General features: G+C 43.6%; 17 protein-coding genes. 8 read left to right on the forward strand and 9 right to left on the reverse strand.

The window, feature by feature from the left end; genetic code table 11:
- Nucleotides 1-213: 213 nt before the first annotated feature.
- Nucleotides 214-2,661 (reverse strand): bifunctional YncE family protein/alkaline phosphatase family protein, encoded by a 2,448-nt coding sequence (locus AC1DYB_RS26340; protein ID WP_477439421.1) that lies wholly within the window; start codon nt 2,659-2,661, stop codon nt 214-216.
- A 492-nt stretch (nt 2,662-3,153) separates the two neighbouring features.
- On the opposite strand from AC1DYB_RS26340, the gene AC1DYB_RS26345 reads away from it, so the two are divergent.
- The 3 genes from AC1DYB_RS26345 (at nt 3,154) to AC1DYB_RS26355 (ending at nt 6,136) form a co-directional block, all read left to right on the forward strand.
- Complete coding sequence (locus AC1DYB_RS26345) at nt 3,154-4,062, forward strand: helix-turn-helix domain-containing protein (RefSeq protein ID WP_477439424.1); 909 nt, start codon at nt 3,154-3,156, stop codon at nt 4,060-4,062.
- Between the two features lie 85 nt (nt 4,063-4,147).
- On the forward strand, nt 4,148-5,392 hold the full coding sequence (locus tag AC1DYB_RS26350) for an MFS transporter (protein WP_477439426.1): 1,245 nt from the start codon (nt 4,148-4,150) through the stop codon (nt 5,390-5,392).
- A 378-nt stretch (nt 5,393-5,770) separates the two neighbouring features.
- Nucleotides 5,771-6,136 carry a DUF4996 domain-containing protein gene (locus tag AC1DYB_RS26355; RefSeq protein ID WP_477439428.1) on the forward strand — a complete coding sequence of 122 codons (366 nt, stop codon included), beginning with the start codon at nt 5,771-5,773 and terminating at the stop codon, nt 6,134-6,136.
- A 259-nt stretch (nt 6,137-6,395) separates the two neighbouring features.
- On the opposite strand, the gene AC1DYB_RS26360 is transcribed toward AC1DYB_RS26355, so the two are convergent.
- Together AC1DYB_RS26360 and serC are read right to left on the reverse strand one after the other, a co-directional pair.
- Nucleotides 6,396-7,592: a DUF1015 family protein gene (locus AC1DYB_RS26360; RefSeq protein WP_477439430.1), complete on the reverse strand. Its 1,197-nt coding sequence runs from the start codon at nt 7,590-7,592 to the stop codon at nt 6,396-6,398.
- A gap of 9 nt (nt 7,593-7,601) precedes the next feature.
- A complete protein-coding gene (gene serC / locus AC1DYB_RS26365; protein WP_477439432.1) occupies nt 7,602-8,696 on the reverse strand; it encodes a 3-phosphoserine/phosphohydroxythreonine transaminase in 1,095 nt (364 codons plus the stop codon).
- Between the two features lie 349 nt (nt 8,697-9,045).
- Between serC and AC1DYB_RS26370 the strand changes: the two genes are divergently transcribed.
- Nucleotides 9,046-9,258, forward strand: a complete 213-nt coding sequence (locus AC1DYB_RS26370; RefSeq protein WP_477439434.1) for a hypothetical protein — start codon at nt 9,046-9,048, stop codon at nt 9,256-9,258.
- A gap of 63 nt (nt 9,259-9,321) precedes the next feature.
- Nucleotides 9,322-9,795, forward strand: a complete 474-nt coding sequence (locus AC1DYB_RS26375) for an Lrp/AsnC family transcriptional regulator (protein WP_477395927.1) — start codon at nt 9,322-9,324, stop codon at nt 9,793-9,795.
- A gap of 148 nt (nt 9,796-9,943) precedes the next feature.
- Here the strand turns inward: AC1DYB_RS26375 and AC1DYB_RS26380 are convergent, their stop codons facing one another.
- A complete protein-coding gene (locus tag AC1DYB_RS26380) occupies nt 9,944-10,294 on the reverse strand; it encodes a winged helix-turn-helix transcriptional regulator (protein ID WP_295718882.1) in 351 nt (116 codons plus the stop codon).
- A 126-nt stretch (nt 10,295-10,420) separates the two neighbouring features.
- Here AC1DYB_RS26380 and AC1DYB_RS26385 point away from each other — a divergent pair, with 126 nt between their 5' ends.
- A complete protein-coding gene (locus AC1DYB_RS26385; protein ID WP_477439437.1) occupies nt 10,421-11,467 on the forward strand; it encodes an NADP-dependent oxidoreductase in 1,047 nt (348 codons plus the stop codon).
- A gap of 149 nt (nt 11,468-11,616) precedes the next feature.
- The gene (locus AC1DYB_RS26390) at nt 11,617-12,057 is read left to right on the forward strand and encodes a nuclear transport factor 2 family protein (RefSeq protein ID WP_477439439.1); all 441 of its coding nucleotides are present in this window, start codon (nt 11,617-11,619) and stop codon (nt 12,055-12,057) included.
- A gap of 345 nt (nt 12,058-12,402) precedes the next feature.
- Here the strand turns inward: AC1DYB_RS26390 and AC1DYB_RS26395 are convergent, their stop codons facing one another.
- The 5 genes from AC1DYB_RS26395 to AC1DYB_RS26415 form a co-directional block, all read right to left on the reverse strand.
- On the reverse strand, nt 12,403-12,933 hold the full coding sequence (locus AC1DYB_RS26395) for a cupin domain-containing protein (protein ID WP_477439441.1): 531 nt from the start codon (nt 12,931-12,933) through the stop codon (nt 12,403-12,405).
- Nucleotides 12,930-13,322: a DUF4267 domain-containing protein gene (locus AC1DYB_RS26400; RefSeq protein ID WP_477439443.1), complete on the reverse strand. Its 393-nt coding sequence runs from the start codon at nt 13,320-13,322 to the stop codon at nt 12,930-12,932. The genes AC1DYB_RS26395 and AC1DYB_RS26400 overlap by 4 nt, the downstream gene beginning before the upstream one ends.
- A 73-nt stretch (nt 13,323-13,395) precedes the next feature.
- The gene (locus AC1DYB_RS26405; RefSeq protein WP_477395940.1) at nt 13,396-13,971 is read right to left on the reverse strand and encodes a Crp/Fnr family transcriptional regulator; all 576 of its coding nucleotides are present in this window, start codon (nt 13,969-13,971) and stop codon (nt 13,396-13,398) included.
- Between the two features lie 638 nt (nt 13,972-14,609).
- Nucleotides 14,610-15,698, reverse strand: a complete 1,089-nt coding sequence (locus tag AC1DYB_RS26410) for a hypothetical protein (protein ID WP_477439445.1) — start codon at nt 15,696-15,698, stop codon at nt 14,610-14,612.
- Between the two features lie 6 nt (nt 15,699-15,704).
- On the reverse strand, nt 15,705-16,208 hold the full coding sequence (locus AC1DYB_RS26415; RefSeq protein ID WP_477439447.1) for an OmpA family protein: 504 nt from the start codon (nt 16,206-16,208) through the stop codon (nt 15,705-15,707).
- A gap of 879 nt (nt 16,209-17,087) precedes the next feature.
- Here AC1DYB_RS26415 and AC1DYB_RS26420 point away from each other — a divergent pair.
- The coding region (locus AC1DYB_RS26420; protein WP_477439449.1) for a hypothetical protein at nt 17,088-18,224 on the forward strand (1,137 nt) is incomplete at its 3' end.

An 18,224-nucleotide genomic window follows, 5' to 3' on the forward strand; every position in this document is an offset into this window, starting at 1 on the left:
ATTGGTAGCGGGTAGAAAGTAACAGCTATTCGGGCAGCGGATTTGATAGGGGATTTAGATAATGTTGCTTTTTTTTTGGTGGAAAAGCTGCCAGCATATATGCTCCGATTAACGGCCCAATGTCACCAGAAAAAGCCTCATCTGAATTAATTTCAAATACCCTAGGCTCTGTAAAACCCGGGGTATTTGCTTAATCGACTCATGCCTTATCACTTAATCATCATCTCCTGCTTTCTGAACAGCCTTTACAAAGGCGGCACGCACCGGAATTGGTACCGGAGCATCCTCCCCTTTAATGGCCTTCCATATCATGTTGTTCATGATTTCGTCAGGCACGCGATCTACTGCCGAAAAATCAAGCCCTTTGGCCATCGCCGCAAGTTTTGTCCCCTTAGGGTTAAGTTCCTTCAGGTTGATATTGGATGGGAAACTGCTAAAGGCTGTATTGTTGGGCGTTTTACTAAAACAACGCCACATGGCTGTGGCCGAAGCGTCATACTGCGTCATCGGCGGCAAACCAAGGATCAGCTCTATAGTGCGCAGAACAGAGGAGGTAGAATACATGGTATGATCTACAAAGTTCCGTTTTACAAAGCCTCCGGCAATATATGCAGGTGAGCGGTGGGCATCCACATGGTCGGGGCCATTTTGGGCGTCGTCTTCCACAATGAAGATCACGCTGTTTTCCCATATCGGGCTTTTGGCAATGTGCTCTACCAGGCGGCCAACAGCCAGATCGTTATCGGCGACATGTGCAAAAGGCGTGGGTCTGCCCGCGGTTGTACCCTCGGTATGGTCAGACAGCATGCGCATAGTACTTAGCTGTGGCAGCGCGTTGTTGCGCATCAGCGAGTCAAAATCATGTTCCCATGCCTGGTAGCGCAGGGTATCGGGGTCGCGCAGATCGCGGGTAGGGTACGTTTTGGCAAAGTGATCTTTCAGTACGGGTATCTGCGGCGTATTATCGGCATTAATAAACTCGCCGTAGGTGCGGAAAGTTACGTTGAAACGACTGGCCTGATCCCAGATGTACAGCTTGTTCTTAGCCGTTGGGCCCGCGGCCCCGGGGCCGCGGCTGCCATAGCTGGTAGGCCAGTTCTTTTCCATATAATCTGTGGCGTAGGCGCCCAAACTCCAGTTATGCCCGTCGGCACTTACCTCGCCATCTACATAAAAATTGTCCAGCAGCACAAAGTTTCCTGCCAGTGCATGGTGGTTGGGCGTAATGCGCTTGCCAAATAGCAGCAGGCTGGTATCGCCGTTGCCCCTGGGCATGTCAGACAGTACCTGGTCATACGTCCGGTTTTCCTGAATGATGTAGAAAACATATTTAATGGGTGATGCAGCGCCCACTTTAGCCGGAACAGGGTTACCCGCTTCGCTATTAATGCCTGTTTCCTGCTCCCGGTGGTAAGGCGTATTGTGAACTACCGCCTGTGCGTAAACCGGCAGCTCTTTTTTGGTTGGCGTAGGGATGATGCTCAGGGTACCCATCAGTAATCCACCGCCTATATATTCGGTACGCAGCGGCCGAAATGGGTCGCCGCCGTGCAGTACAACAGTTTGGTTTTTGGCTACAGGGTTAGGTCCATGCGGATTAGGCAGCGACGAAAAGCCTTTGGCGTTGGCTACGTACAGTTTGTTATCTATAACGCGCACAACGCTGGGATACCAGCCTGTAGGCACAAACCCAAGCGACTGGCTGGAACCTGCCTTTGTTACATCAAACACGGCCAGGCAATTATTATCGGCATTGGCAATGTATAAAGTTTTGTCGTCTTTGCTCAGGGCTACCGAGTTACTGGTGGTTCCGCTCAGCGGGGTGGGCGATACCGCAGTGTTCAGGGTTTCCAGCACTTTAGCTTTGCGCACATCAATTACCGACACCGTATTATCGTTGGCATTGGCCACATATAAGTATTTCCCATTCCGGGAAATGCACAGGTCATTCGGGTTATCACCCACCGCAATGGCGTCGAGCAGCTTATTTTTCTTCGTGTCAAATATGGCCACTTTATCGCCGCCCCAAAGGCTGATGTATAACTTTGACTGATCGGGTGATAGCAGGCAGGTATAAGCTTCGGTGCCCAGTTTGATCTTCTGGCTAATGGTTTTTGTTTTAAGGTCGATGAGATAAAGGCTGTTATCCAGCTTGGTAACAACGTATAAAATGCCCCGTTTATCATCAAGCGCCAGGCCGGTAGGCGAAATAGATTCCGAATTTGGTTTTTTGCTCCATGCTTCGCCCAGTTTGATGGTATCGGCTGCCATCAGTTTGTCGTTGGTGATGGCATAACGGATAATCCAGTTGTTATCGCCGCCGGAGGCATAGAGTGACTGCTCGTCCGCACTGAACACCAGGCCGCCCCAAGCCTTACTGATCAATACCTTATCCAGTTCGCGGTCTGTCCTGGCGTCCAGCAATTGGATGGTTTGAACGCTTTGGCCGTTGTTGGTAACCGCGGCGTAATGGTGGCTCTTACTTACGGCTATATTTAAGGGCAAGTCGCCCAGTGGCAGACTTTTCCCAACGGGTGTTAGCGACCAACCATTGGGTAGTTTTACCCGGTTGTGTTCAATAGCGGCAAGATCTTGCGCCTGCACAAACCTGCCGCATGTTAGTAACAGGGTGGCCAGGCAAAGAATTTTTTTCGGTGACATAGTTTACGAAAATTATTTTTTTGATTACAAAAAATGGCACCATAAGACCATTGATGTACCGGCAAAAGTAGACCACCAATATTAATCTATTATTAAATCAGCAGGGAGATAGCCCCCTACAATGTAACAAAGTCAATAGAATTTTTACGCAGGTTAACTTATCTGTCATGTGCAAATGAAAAGGCGGCTGTTTCCATTGGGAATCCGGCTCCGTCTTTGGGGTGGCTGACCGGCAATGCGATTTACGAGAACATACCGGTTTTGAGCAAGACTGGGGGATTTGTCCAGTATTTTAATAAGTTAAACCCCGGTTAATCCTATACCCTGGGTTTAGCTTATAAGTCTTCCACTAAGATATGGCCCTGGGTGTCTTTAACAGAGCCATCGTTGAAAGGGGGCGAGGCATACATTGTAAACAACTGGTCATTTCTTCCTACACATCAACTATGCTTATTAATCTGCCTTATATTTGACTTGTATAATAATCAAGCCATGCAAATAGGAACAGAAACGTTGCCGGAGTTTTATCAGCGCACTCATCAGCAAATGCCAGCTGAGCTGCTTTCCAAAGCGAATGTGAGCCATTTTAACGTAAAGGAACGTATTTGCCTGACTAAACAAACGCCTTACAATCGCCGGGATTATTATAAGATAAGCCTGATCATCGGCGATGGTATGCATAAGGCAGCAGATAAAGATATATTGATTAAAAACGGGGGTATTATATTTTACAATCCGGCTGTTCCGTCGGCGTATCAAAAAATGTCAGATTCACAATCAGGCTACTATTGTCTTTTCAATGATACTTTTTTATTGAATACCATACGGCAGGATATCAGATACCGGAGTGCTCTATTTAACCCTGCCGTACCTGCCGTTATTCCATTAAACGCCGGGCAAAGTGACCGGTTTATCCATATGTACAGGGAAATGGAAGCTTTGCTGGCCAGTCAGTATCTTTATAAATACGATATGATCAGGAGCCTGCTGCAAATGATGATACTGGAAGGTATTCGTTTGCAGGGGCCGGTACAACAAGATAGTTCCAATGACCGTTTGATCGCCAGGTTTTTCGGTGTGCTGAACCAGCAGTTCCCGGTTGATTCACCTGAAAATCCGTTAAGGTTCCTCACACCGGCTGCCTACGCCGACCAGTTACATGTCCATGTTAATTATTTGAACAATGTTGTGAAAAAAGCGACCGGTAAAACCACCCGGGGGATTATCCACGAACGGATTGTGGAAGAGGCTAAAACATTGCTCCTGCATACGGATTGGGATGCAGCGCAGATCGCCTACACGCTTGGCTTCGAATATCCTTCTCATTTCAATAAGTATTTCAAGCAAAATACAAGAACCACGCCGCTGCTGTTCAGGGAACATTGGAGACAGGTAAGTTAATATTTGATTTGTATAAGCATTGCTTTGATTCATCTTACCTGCAGACAGGCTTGCCCGGGTACATTTGTACCATATAAAGCAAGTTATGAAAAACATCAAAGAATCAAATAAAGCCATAGGTACCATCCTGGCATTTTGCCTTATCCCCATTACCGGTTTCGCGCTGGATATCTATATTCCATCCTTGCCAGATATGAGCACGAAACTGGGTGCAACGCCGGCAGCCATACAACTATCCATTTCCATATTTTTAGCTACCTATGGCATAGGCCAGTTATTGGTGGGAGGCGTGCTTGACAGCTATGGCCGCTACAGGCCAAACATCATTGCGCTGGCGGGGTTTAGTGTCGCCAGCTTTGTGATTGCCAATACTGGTAACCTGCAAGTAATCTATTATATGCGTGCCCTACAAGGATTGATGTCCGCCGTAATCGTGGTTAGTAAACGATCTTATTTCTTCGACCTGTTTTCAGGCGATAAGCTAAAGCACTATACTAGTCTTTTTTCGATCATCTGGTCGGCAGCTCCCATTCTTGCGCCCTTTGCCGGGGGATTTCTACAGACCCATTTTGGCTGGCAGTCCAACTTCTATTTTCTTGGTTGTTTCGGTCTGGTGTTTCTCCTGTTAGAACTTATCTTCAGCGGCGAAACGATTGCCATAAAAGTACCCTTCCGCCTGAAAACTATCGGGAAAGCTTACCGCCTGATGATCAGCACCTGGGATTTCACAGCAGGCCTCTTTATTTTGGGACTTTCCTACGGTGTTTTGATGGTCTACAATATGTCAAGCCCGTTTCTGATCGAGCAAGTAATGCATTACCCCGCGACCGTCACCGGCAATTGTTCCATGATCTCCGGTTTGGCCATGCTCGGTGGCAGCTTGATCTCCAAAGCTGTTCTTTCCAGGCCATTCTTTAAACGGATGTTTGCGGGAGCTGTCATTCAGCTATTGCTTTCCGGTTGCTTAATCCTGCTAACCTTACAGGTGCATAATTTATATACTTTGATGGCTTATGTCATCTTACTTCATTCAGCAGCCGGGTTTATATTTAATGGTATGCTGGCCTATTGTTTAACGCGGTTCTCTCAATATGGCGGTATGGCCAGCGGGCTGACCGGTGGCGGGTACATCATTTCAACCTCTGCATTTAGCTTCGTCGTTGTAAAAGCGCTCCATATTAACAGCCAAGCTTGGCTGGGAGCAAGTTATTCGATATTGATCCTATGCATACTGGTGCTTGTTTTGCGCGTTAAATGGATTGAACGCACCGTCAGCCCAAAACAGGCATCTGCTATAGAGGAAGAAGAAATTGGACTAATGATGGAATAAATCAGCCTATAAGCGAATTGGAGCGAAAGGGCGTCTTACCGTCAAAAAATATTTTTATACTGATGTCGATCAACCACTACACTTCATAAAGGCAAGCAATGATTTTACCATCACTTTATGACAGAAAATAAGAGATTTTACCCTCACTTTATTACGGTGCCCACTTGGCTTTTTGTGAAGCGTTGGAAGAATTTGAATAGTGCAGGGTAATCCTCATGGTTATGGTCGAGGTAATCTGACTAAAAGTTACGATTATTATGATGAAGCTTACCAGGTACTTAAAATACCGGTATCTTAAAACAAGCTATTTTTAAAACAGATGCGGTTTATAGTCAGGTAAAGGAACGCTATCCTTCCATTATAGATAGCATTACTTTCATGGCTGTTGTTGCCCTGGATAAGCCTCATGCTATGCAAACGATCAACGATTACCAGCAACACATACAACCGGTAGCGTTTGAACTTAATTTCAAAAAGGATACATCAGCTGTTTTGGCAAATCACTTATTTATCAACCGTAAGGGATCAAAAATATGGATCAATTCGCTTTGGGCGAGCCTGAATGCAGGGCATGATGATGACACCGCTATTGATCTGAGCAACATCAAAGACAGCTGGGACTGGTTGGTTGAACAAGGCGCAACCATTATTCAAACAGACAGGCCAAGAGAACTGCTGGTTTATCTTAAGAAAAGAGGTTTGCATAGAGATTCCGGCTCCTTTGCCCCGTTTGTTCTGAAATAGCAAACCAGTTCTTATGAAAAACTTTGACCATATCAACTTATTTACATCCAGAAGCCATTGTTTTTTCATCTTACACAAAGTGCTGAACATCCATGGTCAAGCCTTCCGGAAAATACAGCCGTATTGCCTATTTAAGGCAATTGCTAATTCGGTGCCGATCTGCCCGCGGGCACCAATAATGAGGATCTTGTCTTTTTTCAGGCTGCTATTTTATTTACGGCCATTTCTGTTTTACTGAATTTGTTAGATTTTCGGGGGCTTAGCCAACGGTGTTGTGCTGATACATTAAAAGGCCATAGGGTACTTTAGGGTCGATCCAGGTTGATTTTGGCGGCAGGATCTGTCCGGCATCAGCCGCGCTGATCAACTGCTGCACCGTCATTGGGCAAAGCGTAAAGGCAATGGCCGAAGGTTCAGCCCGGAGCAATGCCAGGGTTTCTTCCATCGCTTTTTCGCCACCGATACATTTCAGGCGGGTATCATTCCTGGGATCGCTGATCCGGAAAATCTTTGCCAGGACCTCATCCTGTAAGAGAACCACATCCAGCGCTGCGGGGGATTTCGCATGTAATTCATGCCATTTACTGTGGATGCAGATCCCCAGGATGTTAGCTGAATAGGGCTTGACCGGTAAGTTCCCTTCGCTTGGAATGATCGTAAATAGTTCGCTTAAGCGGGAGAACAGGTCAACTTCGTTTACAGCAGTATCAGGAAGGACCAGGCGGTAATATTCAATGATCCGTAACTGGTCGGAGGCTATATAAAGTGAAGAAATATACTCGTCTGTGCCAGATTCAACTGCCAGGCACGCCGTTGAAGCAAGCCTGTGGTGCCCGTCAGCCATATAAACGGTTTCGATCCGGGAGAAAGCATCCTGTAATTTAAGGAGCGTTTCACTGTCTTCTATCTTCCAGATGCGGTGCAGGCTCTTCCGGTTTCCCACCGTTGATTTTCGGGTATTGGCACAGGTTTCCGCAATGACCCTGTTGATGGTAATGTCCGGCTGATAAGTCAATAAAACCGGGCTCCCTTCCAGACCGGTATGCTTACGGTAATTACAGATCCGGCGTTCGCTGTCGGCGAGCGTCTGTTCATGCAGTCTGATTCTGCCATCGAAGAAGTCCCGGATAGATGTCAATGCCCAGATACCGGTTTGGCGGTAATTACGGTGCACAATCTCATAGATATAAATTCCGGGTTGTGCATCCTGCCTTACGCGTTCCAGCCGCAATAAACATTCGAGTGCTTCCCGGATATCATGGTATGCCTTTTCCTGGCCATGGGCAGTTTCCGGACGGAGACGGGCCGGCGCTTCCAGCTGGGCTTTCAGGGGCAGTAGCGGATGTTCTTTTTCACCTATACCAAAGAAGAAGACCTGCTCATCACCGGGAAATACCAATTGATCGGCATAAAATGAATTAGGGCGCAGCGCGCGAAAGGGTTGGATAGTGGCCATCTTTATGTTTTATACCTGAACCAGGTTTTGTTTTGTTTCGAATGTGTAAGTTTTCATACAGTCCACCAGGGTCTGCACACTTTCAAGGGGGAGCGCGTTGTAAAGGGAGGCTCTGAACCCGCCAATGGTACGGTAACCTTTGATCCCTACCATGCCCCGCCTGGCAGCATAGCTTAGAAATTCCTCTTCCTTTTCCTTGTCGTACATCCGGAACGTTACATTCGTCAGGGAACGGTCGGTCTTTTCGGCCAATCCGTAAAACAAGGGGTTGTTGTCTATCTCGTCATAGAGTAATTGCGCCTTGGCCAGGTTTGCCATATGTATGAACTTCACACCGCCTTTACTTTTTAACCATTGCAGGTTGAGCATGGCGGTATAGATCGCGAATACGGGCGGCGTATTGTACATCGAGCCGTTGGCCCGGTATACCCGGTAATCAAGGATCGCATGTACAGGGTTTTTGATGCCATCTAAAAAGCTGTTCTTAACAATAACCAGTGTCATGCCGGCCGGCCCCATATTCTTTTGTGCGCCGGCGTAAATGAGGTCAAAATCGCTGATATTGATCACCCTGCTGAAAATATCAGAAGACATGTCACAAACAACCGGGACCGGCGATTTCGGGAAGTTGAACATTTCGGTTCCTTCTATGGTATTATTGGAAGTAGTATGGAAGTACGCCGCATCTGCAGGGATATTGTATTCCCTGGGGATAGATCGGTAATGGGTATCTTTTGACGTTGCCACCACAGTAACATCACCCGAGATCCTGGCTTCTTTAATGGCTTTTTCGCCAAAGAAACCAGCCTCGAGGTATGCCGCTTTTTGCCCTGTGCCCAAAAAATTCATGGGCACCATTGCAAATTGCATGCTGGCACCGCCCTGTAAAAAGAGGATGCTGTAGGTTTCGGGGACATCGAGGAGCTCCCTGACCAGAAATTCGGTTTCGCGAACGACCAGCTCAAATTCTGTGGAACGGTGGGAGATCTCTAAAATGGAGAGATCCGCCCTGTCCCAGTGCTTCACGGCTTCCGAGGCTCGTGTTAATACGGAATCCGGCAGGATACATGGCCCCGCCCCGAAATTGTGTTTTTTATTCAGCATACAGGCATTTTATAATTGGTTGGAAAATGCAGGATTGGGTTCCAGATTTCTATACAAAGTTTTAATGTTTTGGTCATTAAAACCACACTTCATTTGCACTTTGGAAAACATGACCAAAATTCATTGATTTTTTAGTCAATTTTTCCAAACAGGTGACGATTAGTGCCTGATTTCATGAAATTAAGTACACAAACCCTTTAGTTTAATACACTTTCTATTTCGTTTTTCATGTCAGCTTATGTAGTTGAAAGGTTAATATCATACGTATATTTTGAAAAATCGATGAATTTAACCTTACTTTGCACCTACCAATTCATAAGTTAATTAATGTATTAATTACACTAAGTATATGACCGAAGTGATCACTTTAGGGCAATTTTTCATTGAAAAACAGGCTGATTTCCCCTGCGCAAAAGGCGAGCTTTTACAGCTGGTTTACGAATGTAATCCGATGGCTTTCCTGGCAGAGCGAACAGTTGGAAAGGTGGGTAAGAGCGCCGAACGTATCCTGGAGATCGCCGTAATAGGGATACATCAACGGTTCCCGATCTTATCGGCTTAAAATTAATGGTCGAAAAGGCCGAAAACTTATTATTAACCGCAAATGCTTTAATCCCCGCTTAAAATGGATCACGTATTAGATAAAACGGACCTGGGTATACTGAGACTGCTGGAGCAGGACGCCCGCCTGACACATAAAGAGATCGCCCATTTATTGCATAAAACGATCACCCCTATACATGCCAGGATCCGCCGGCTACAGGAGGAAGGATATATTCAGCGTTATACGGCCATCATTAACCACAAAAAGGTTGGTAAGGGGTTAATCGCCTATACCCAGGTCCATGTGCGGGTACATTCACAGGAAAGCCTGATGGCCTTTATGGAGGAAGTAATCAAATTACCCGAGGTACTGGAATGTTATCATATGACCGGGGCGTTTGATTTCCTGCTGCGCCTGGCCATTAAAGACATGGATGAGTATAACGAGGTGCTGATCAAAAAGCTTTCGAAATTGCCGGATGTGGGTAACATGCAAAGTTTCTTCGTGATGTCGGAAGCAAAAAAAGAAACCGGGTACATGTTCGGGACAGCATGAGGAGGATAGGGCACTGGTGTTTACGGGGCTCCAAGATGCTTTCAAAAGTCTGCCTCGGATTGAAATAAAAAAACAAGCCGCCTGATTTGCAGGAGGCTTGTTTACAGCGCGGAATAGCATATTGAATTTCGCGCCGTGCAGGTTAATTTTATTTTACCAATGATTCAGTTTCCAGTTGCTTTTTACCCCAAAGATGCAAGTGCTCTATAAACGGAATCAATTCTTTTCCTGTGTCACTCAGAGAATATTCTACTTTGGGCGGCACTTCGTGGTACATTTTGCGCACAATCAATTTGTCTTCTTCCAGATCCCTCAATGTTTGGGTGAGCATTTTAGTAGTAATATCAGGTAAAGTCCTGCTTAGTTCCCCATAACGCAATACGTTCTTCATACCCAAATGCCACAAGATCCGCGCTTTATATTTTCCGCCTATGCGTTTAAAGGCATATTCAACCCCGCAATTGATTATACAATCGGGGATATCTGATTTATTTTTCATATTAATTTAATATAAATAATTGACAATCAATAATACATACTTTTTGGTATATAAGATACAAATAAGTACATACTTGCCAAAAGTAAACAAAGGATCTAACTTGGCCGTTCATAAAAGCATAAAATAATGGAACCATTAACAATAAAAACTCATACGATCCAAAATACGCCGGTTATGAAGGCGATCCGCCAGCACGAATTTGGTGGGCCGGAAGTACTGCGCTACGAGGATGCACCCATTCCTGAAATAATGCCGGGCGAGGTGCGCATTCGCGTTCACGCTATCGGTCTGAATCCTCCTGACTGGTACTTACGTGAAGGATATAAGATGTTGCCACCTGAGTGGCAGCCGAAAGTACCCTTTCCTATCATTCTCGGCACAGACATTTCGGGCGTAATTGAGGCCATCGCGAATGATGTTGAGGGCTTCTCCGTTGGTGATGAAGTATATTCTATGGTTCGTTTTCCCAGCTATGGGCCAAGCCAGGCGTATGCTGAGTTCGTAACCGCGCCCGCATCGGAAATTGCCCTCAAGCCGGCGGGTATTGATCATGTGCATGCAGCTGCCGCGCCGATGTCATTGCTTACCGCATGGCAATTCATGATCGAGGTGGGACATGACGTACAGAACCCGCTACAGCCTGACAAGCATATGCCGGTACCGCTCAAAGGTAAAAAGGTGCTTATTAATGGCGCCGGGGGAGGCGTAGGGCACTTCGCAGTACAACTGGCAAAATGGAAAGGTGCGCATGTGATCGCTGTAGCATCCGGTAAGCATGAAGCGTTCCTACGAGATATTGGCGCTGATGAATTCATCGACTATACCAAGACCACAGCCGAGGATGTTGTGCATGACGTCGATCTTGTCATCGACTCTGTTGGCGGACCGACCACCGGCCGTTTTTTGCGTACGTTAAAACCCGGCGGCGCTTTGTTCCCTATATTCCCTTTGGGCTTCTCTGGGTCAGCGGAAGCAGAGCAGCTGGGTGTCAAGGTCTCGGCAACGCAGGTGCGTTCAAGCGGAGCCCAACTGGCGGAAGTTGCTCGTTTGCTTAACGACGGTACGATCCGGGCGGCCATTGACAGCACGTTTCCGGTTGCCGATGCCCGAAAAGCACACGAACGCGCCGCGCAAGCAAACATTCAAGGCAAGATTGTGCTAACTGTATCCTGAAAATGAAAGTTATTAAAAGTTCAAAAATACAATTGCTATTAAGAGGCTATCTCAAATTCAAGATAGCCTTTATAAAAATAAGCAGGCATTGATTAGTGCATAATAAGTCGCCAATAATTATCCTTATAATTTATATAAAAACAAAAGCTATGAATGTCAAAGAATTAGCGGACAGGATTTCCCTGAAAGAGCTTGTTGACCGCGTTTCCGTCCTGGGGGATAATAAAGATTTCAACGCGCAGGTACAGCTGTTTTCTGAAAATGCACTGTCGGAAACTTTTGCGGGAGGTAAATCAATTTTAAAACTGAAAGGTCGAAAGGAAATGTCGGAGGCGTTTGGTAAGTTTCTTAAAGATTTTGAAACCGTTTTCCATTTTAACGGCCAGCAGGTGGTAACCATCGATGGTGATAACGCTACAGGAACGTGTTACAGCTTGATTACCTTGATCGGCAATGAAAACGGCAAAAAAATGAAGACTACTATCGGCGCTATCTACCAGGACGGTTACATACGGGAGGACAACCAGTGGCTTATCGCAAAGCGAACGGGAAACTTTAAATGGCAGCGTAAAGGTGAGGTACACCAGTAAGAACTACTATAAATCATCTATTGCCAGTCACGATGACTGAATTGGAATTTTAGTAAGGAAAATGATCCTCTGTGCCAGCAGATCATACACCCTACATCGTGTAATTTGTAAAAAAGCGCACTGGATTGGATCATTGTCAGGGCTTCCGGTTTAAATGATACCAAATATAAAGCTGGAGTTAAAGCTCAAATATCTCCCTTCAATGCCTTACCACATGCCGACTGTGCCAGATGTTTGCTCGATGCTGTTCAGGGAAGTAACTGGGTAAGGAAAATTATCAACGTGGGTAAAAGCTAATAACCAAGCCGTGTAGTTTTCAGCTTGGTTATTCCTTGTCTATTGGTCTTATATTTTGTTTCCTGTTTCGTTACCATATTTCTGCAACAACGCATTTAAATAACCTTTTTTGATAAATGCTTTTGCAAAAAAATCAAATATCGGCTCGGCTATTTTTTGAAACCCGACCATTTTGGAGTTGCTTAAATAGACAAATAATACTAAGTCTGAAAATTTACGCGGAGTTCCCGCATCGTTTGCCAGGCCATCTTTTGCCAACCCTTTTAAAATGAATAGGGCATGTTCAAAGTTTTTATTCCCAGGTTCAATGGTTGTTGTGATCACACATTCCTCGCTGGAAACATTGTGATAATAATGTTTTTCGTTCGGTTCGATGGTTGCTTTATCTCCCTGCAATAAATGGTGGATGTCTTTACCTTTCCCTACTTCCAGTGTACCTTTCAAAACCTCAAATGTTTCTGAAAACAAAGTGTGATAATGCCAGGGCGTTTTTTCGCCCGGAAGAATATTCAATTCCAATACGCTGTTGTTACCTGTGTCTGCTGAACTGACCAGTTTAATGTATCCTTGTGTTTTCATAGCGCTTTTTGTTGAGGTTTAGTTATCAATAAAATAATCCCGAATACAGCGCAAATCAGAATAGCAATGATGTGTGGCATGGCTTGAAGAATACTATTATAGCTTTTGCCCAGCACAATAAGCATATCGGTAACAGGAACCATTGTCCCTGCCAATAAGGTTACGCCCAAAGCACGCCTTTCATTCATCAACACAAAAACGCACAATAACAGCCCCGAAAGTATATCCCTGATCCCTTTGATATAATGAAATGAATAATCTCCCTGTTCATTAAAATGTATGCCGTATCCTGCTTCAGCTATTTCAGGGGATAAGAGAAAACGGGTACCTAAAAAAATTAATCCCAGGCCGGTTACAAATGCAATTGCGTAAAAAATTTTTGTTGTCATGATAATTCGTTTTTAAATGTCGGAACAAAATTATCGGGACGGCGGCGAGGATTGATGCACCTGGGTTAACAAATCAAGACTGGCTTGAAATTCTTTTACGGATCCGGCTTAAAGACTGGGGTTTGACACCGACATAAGAAGCAATATGGTATTGGGGGATACGCTGGGCAATATCAAAATACGCCTTTATGAATTTTTCATAACGTACTTCAGGCTTGTCGCTGTAGAGCGAGTCAATTTGACGGATGATGTCGATAAAAACCTGCTCTAATCCTAAACGTCCGAATCTTTCCCCGTACTTAACTTCCCGGTAAAAAGTTTGCAGGTCGTCGTAACTGATTGTCCAAATTGTCGTATCCTCTAAAGCTTGTATATAGACGATGCTCGGAAGTTTGGGTATAAAACTCTGGTAGTCGCAAACCCATTCTCCTTCCTTATTAAAGTAATGCGTTTGCTCTTCGCCGCTGGTGAACAGGTAATATCTGACAAGGCCCTGCTCGATAAAGGTCAAATGCCGGCAAACCTGGCCCGCTTCCAGCAAATGTTCATCTTTTGGTATTATTTTTTTGTGGAATAGCTTTTTGACCATTTCTTCATCTGCCGGTGACAGTGGCACATGATTTTTGATCTTTTCGATAAGCATATCCATTTGAATCAGATTTTAGGTAAAAATACCAATATCTTCTCTATTATTTCTTATCCAGGGTAACAGGCTCGCCGCCGCCACTGAACCCGCGTCCAGGTTCATGAAATTCCTGCTTGTGGTTTTCAAAATAAGATGGTCGATGGCTCCGGAATACCCAATAATAGCATGGAATGGTCTGGTCAATACCTTCAGAAGCTCCCCCTAAGGGAAGCTGAGGATTGGTTGAGAGTTATCCTGTTAAATTTTTACTCAGGACACAACTATGTTTATTTTATACCAGATAGGGCAAAAGAAAGACTTGCATGCGTAATTGATATCGTTGCTCCTGTGAAGGCTAAATGGCATTGACGTTTAAAACAATACCCTTATTTTATAGAGTTTTATTTACGCGACCAATCCACAGGTAAGTCAATTATGACGACATTGTTGCCGAAGGTAGTTGATCAACTTCGGCAGGGTAATGTATTCCCGAGGGTGTTAAAGTGAAGTAAAAAAGACGAAAGATTCAAATAAGCGTAAATGGAATATTCAAGCCCTAAATTTGTAAATAAAAAAAGTAATTTGAGGTTGAAAATAGATACTAAATGTGCCCGGAGGGGTAACAGCTTCAACTAAATCTTTCGCAACCTGTAATGATAATACTACTTCAGCAATAATTTTCTAACTGTTCTGTGCGTGTCAGTAAAGTAAATAGTATTTTCATCTTGGGATAAGGCCAAATTATAGGCGTAAACATCCGCAGCCTTACCAATCCCGTCATGGCCATCCCTCGGCTCTTGCGGACCGACAAGATATTTTACCTGATTATTTGAAATACTATATATCTTTCCCCCGCTGGTTAAATAAATCGATCTGCTATCCTTGTTACCTATAATGTCATCTACTCCGCCATAGATAAAGTTCGAAAAGATCCTTGTCAATTCTCCTGAAGGGGTGTATTTATAAATATGGGTATTGTTGACAACTATATATTTCACACCATTATATCCAGAGAAAATCTTAGATACAGATGGGAAATTCAGATCTTCTGGTATCAACCTGTCGGGCGCCAGGTAATAAGTATCCACGCCTTGCTTTCCATCCGGTAAAATTTTTTCAATAAATCCCCTCATTCCTGTAGCAGTAAACTCCAGGCCACATGTCCAATAGTAATTGTAGTATGGATCAGCAGAAAAACCACCATAATAGCCATTTTTATTTCCGGTAATGGCTATTGGTTGGGCTCCTGGCTTGTAAATCCAAAATTTATATTTTGAATCATATTCGAACTGATAGGCAAAAATCGCTATTGTACCATCTTTGGCCTGTTTAACAATATATGGGTTTAAAAGCTTTGACCCATCTGCAGCATTTGGGATATTCAAAGTGGAAACAACTCCACCCTGTGTCACCTTTCGGATCTTATTATTTCGTACATCAGCAATTAAAAGGTTTCCGTCATTTGCCAATTCAATTCCAAAAGCAGACGCAAACAGGGCGTCTTTCCCTATCCCGTCTTTATAACCTTCTACGTTTGGTTTTCCAGCAATAGTTATTACCGTGAACGGTTTAGTAGCGGTAGCCGTTAACCCGTCTTTAAAATTCTGTGTTGTTTCAGGAATATCCGATCCGGAAACTGCAGTATCCTTTTTACAGCCGCTAACAGCCAGTAATGAACAGCATAAAACTGTAAGACAATGTGAATATTTCATTGGATTAATAAGTAAATTCCCATAATATTTTTTTTGCAAAAGAAATTAACTGTTTGTGGATTGTAGCTTGATCTCGACCCGACGATTCTTTTTTCTTCCGGCACTTGTTTTATTGCTGGAGACAGGAAGTGTACTTCCGAACGGCGTGGTGACTATTTTATCCTCAGGAACTCCTTTTTCTACAAGATATTTCTTAACAGCTAATGCTCTCTTGTCAGATAATTTCCAATTCCCTACGTAGGTACCAATAGAATCGGCATGCCCCCTGAGCGCTAAAGCGTATTTTCCTTCATTCATTAATTTTGCAAGCTGATCCAATTGTTCTGTATACTGGGTGTGCACGTCTGCCCGTGAAAAATCAAATTCCAGATTTTTTGTTATCTCCTCAATTGACATGGAGACAGATCTTGTTAATGTTAGTTTGTATAATTTAGAATGGGTTACTCTATATTTTTTTTTGCCTGAATTTTTTGCAGGAGATGAATATGCGTTTATAGTAAAGCAGGCAATCAGCAAAAATGCTATTGATAAAGCTATTTTCGTTTTCATAATATTACTTGATAAACTGGTTTATAATAAAGAATTGTAGAGTAAACTTAAATCATAAGTTATTAAAATTCATTGCCTTAAATTAAGTTGTTGGCTATTATGTGAATTTTTGTGCAAATAAATTCTACTGAAATTTATCATTACCTATAGTAAGCGTTGGCATGTGTATTAATACTAATACTCAATTGTTTACGATTTTAAATACATTCTTGCACAGGTTAGTTACAAATGAATAAATCACGTAAAAAAACACTTAACTTTCGATGTAATTCATTAAGATTAGTTTGAAGGCTCTCGAGTAGTTATTACTACGCGGGGGCCTTTTTTCTGAAAATTGCCAAAATAAAAACCGCCAAAACATGAGTTGAGTTTTGGTAGGTGGAAATTAAGCCCTGTGAGTGTGTGAAATGATTGGTGCCTGGATCATTGGAATAGTATGCAATTTTTCCAATGTGAAAATAATTGAATAAGCCCCTGTTAGAGGGCTTACCTTACAAAATTAACTGATTTAAAACTGATCTGACTCAAAGGTAACTACACAAGGTTGATTTTAATGGCACAAAATTTCACAGTTATGAATCAATAATTATTTTTTTTTAATAAATATGCGGTAAGGTCTTTCCCATAAGGCAATGTAATAATATTCAGAATTATAATAAATTTAAGCCTTTTCTCAAATTTATTATAGGCGATAAAGCTTACATGTACACTTTTATACATTCTTATCACAGGTTTTCCGGGTACCTGTATGGCGCTTTATAAATGCGTATTATTGTTGGTAATCAGCAACTTATGTATTTAATTTTTATGCACATGACGGGTTTAATTACTAATTATAATTTAAAAAATTTCGTAAAAAGAAAAAATGGAGCTTGTTTAATGCTATTTTCAGTTCTATATTGCTTTATTTTTTCTGATTACGCTAAAGGCGCTGTTTTTGTCAGCAAGAATTATTCAATCCCGTCTAACGTTGCCAAACCTGAATTGACAGGTGCATTAACAAGCTTTACTACAATTAATATAGCATTTTTGCCATCTACATCCACTGCACCTACAGGTTACACAGCTGATAATGGTTTGGCTTATACCGATGCGCGTGGTTTTGGGTGGATAAACCCTTCAACGAAAGTTCCGCAGGATATGGCCGCGAATATGCGTATCCGTACAGGTACGAGTGAAAAGCGATTGTTAGGCGTAGTTCAGATACAGGCCAGCGATAAGGGGCAGTTACCCGGGACCTGGGAGTGTGCTGTGGTGAACGGTACTTACCGGGTAACAATAGGAGCGGGTGACGAAGGTTATTATGACAGTAATACGCAGATAAACGCAGAAGGATTACCGGTTATAGCAGACTTAATCACTTCGGCATCGGCCAAACATAAAATAGCGATAGGAGTGGTAACAGTTACCGATGGTAAACTCACCATTGATGCTAATGGCGGTGTTAACAGCAAAATGAATTTTGTAACCATTGCTCCAGCAGATCCTGTTATAGATGCCATAGCACCCACAGCAAGTATAAGGCTTGTGGGTACCCTCAATGCTGCAGGCGCCTACACCAACCAGGTACAGGTGCTTGCTACCGGAACAGATAGCGGGGGAGCAGGCATGGATTCCTTGAAATATGCAGTGAATAATGGTGCGTATGTTAATTATACAGTTCCGTTTATCCTCACAGCACCGGGTAATTACAATATTTCAATAAAATCGGTTGATGCCAATAATAACCAGGTTGTAACCAATTCGAGTCCTTTTACTATTGTGGCTCAATCAACAGGAACCAATAAATCTATAGCATTTTTGCCATCTACATCCACTGCACCTACAGGTTACACAGCTGATAATGGTTTTGCTTATACCGATGCGCGTGGTTTTGGATGGATAAACCCTTCAACAAAAGCTCCGCAGGATATGACCGCGAACATACGTATCCGTACAGGTACGAGTGAAAAGCGATTATTAGGTGTTGTTCAGATACAGGCCAGCGATAAGGGACAGCTACCCGGAACCTGGGAG

The organism is Mucilaginibacter sp. P2_A4 (assembly GCF_056405015.1).

Excerpts from the sequence above, each read along its gene's own strand:
- AC1DYB_RS26380 (WP_295718882.1), bottom strand. The coding sequence starts at position 10,294 with ATGAAAAATAAATCAGATATCCCCGATTGTATAATCAATTGCGGGGTT.
- AC1DYB_RS26355 (WP_477439428.1), top strand. The coding sequence starts at position 5,771 with ATGGCTGTTGTTGCCCTGGATAAGCCTCATGCTATGCAAACGATCAAC.
- AC1DYB_RS26415 (WP_477439447.1), bottom strand. The coding sequence starts at position 16,208 with ATGAAAACGAAAATAGCTTTATCAATAGCATTTTTGCTGATTGCCTGC.
- AC1DYB_RS26370 (WP_477439434.1), top strand. The coding sequence starts at position 9,046 with ATGACCGAAGTGATCACTTTAGGGCAATTTTTCATTGAAAAACAGGCT.
- AC1DYB_RS26340 (WP_477439421.1), bottom strand. The coding sequence starts at position 2,661 with ATGTCACCGAAAAAAATTCTTTGCCTGGCCACCCTGTTACTAACATGC.
- AC1DYB_RS26345 (WP_477439424.1), top strand. The coding sequence starts at position 3,154 with ATGCAAATAGGAACAGAAACGTTGCCGGAGTTTTATCAGCGCACTCAT.
- serC (WP_477439432.1), bottom strand. The coding sequence starts at position 8,696 with ATGCTGAATAAAAAACACAATTTCGGGGCGGGGCCATGTATCCTGCCG.
- AC1DYB_RS26360 (WP_477439430.1), bottom strand. The coding sequence starts at position 7,592 with ATGGCCACTATCCAACCCTTTCGCGCGCTGCGCCCTAATTCATTTTAT.
- AC1DYB_RS26395 (WP_477439441.1), bottom strand. The coding sequence starts at position 12,933 with ATGAAAACACAAGGATACATTAAACTGGTCAGTTCAGCAGACACAGGT.
- AC1DYB_RS26400 (WP_477439443.1), bottom strand. The coding sequence starts at position 13,322 with ATGACAACAAAAATTTTTTACGCAATTGCATTTGTAACCGGCCTGGGA.
- AC1DYB_RS26350 (WP_477439426.1), top strand. The coding sequence starts at position 4,148 with ATGAAAAACATCAAAGAATCAAATAAAGCCATAGGTACCATCCTGGCA.
- AC1DYB_RS26375 (WP_477395927.1), top strand. The coding sequence starts at position 9,322 with ATGGATCACGTATTAGATAAAACGGACCTGGGTATACTGAGACTGCTG.
- AC1DYB_RS26385 (WP_477439437.1), top strand. The coding sequence starts at position 10,421 with ATGGAACCATTAACAATAAAAACTCATACGATCCAAAATACGCCGGTT.
- AC1DYB_RS26405 (WP_477395940.1), bottom strand. The coding sequence starts at position 13,971 with ATGGATATGCTTATCGAAAAGATCAAAAATCATGTGCCACTGTCACCG.
- AC1DYB_RS26390 (WP_477439439.1), top strand. The coding sequence starts at position 11,617 with ATGAATGTCAAAGAATTAGCGGACAGGATTTCCCTGAAAGAGCTTGTT.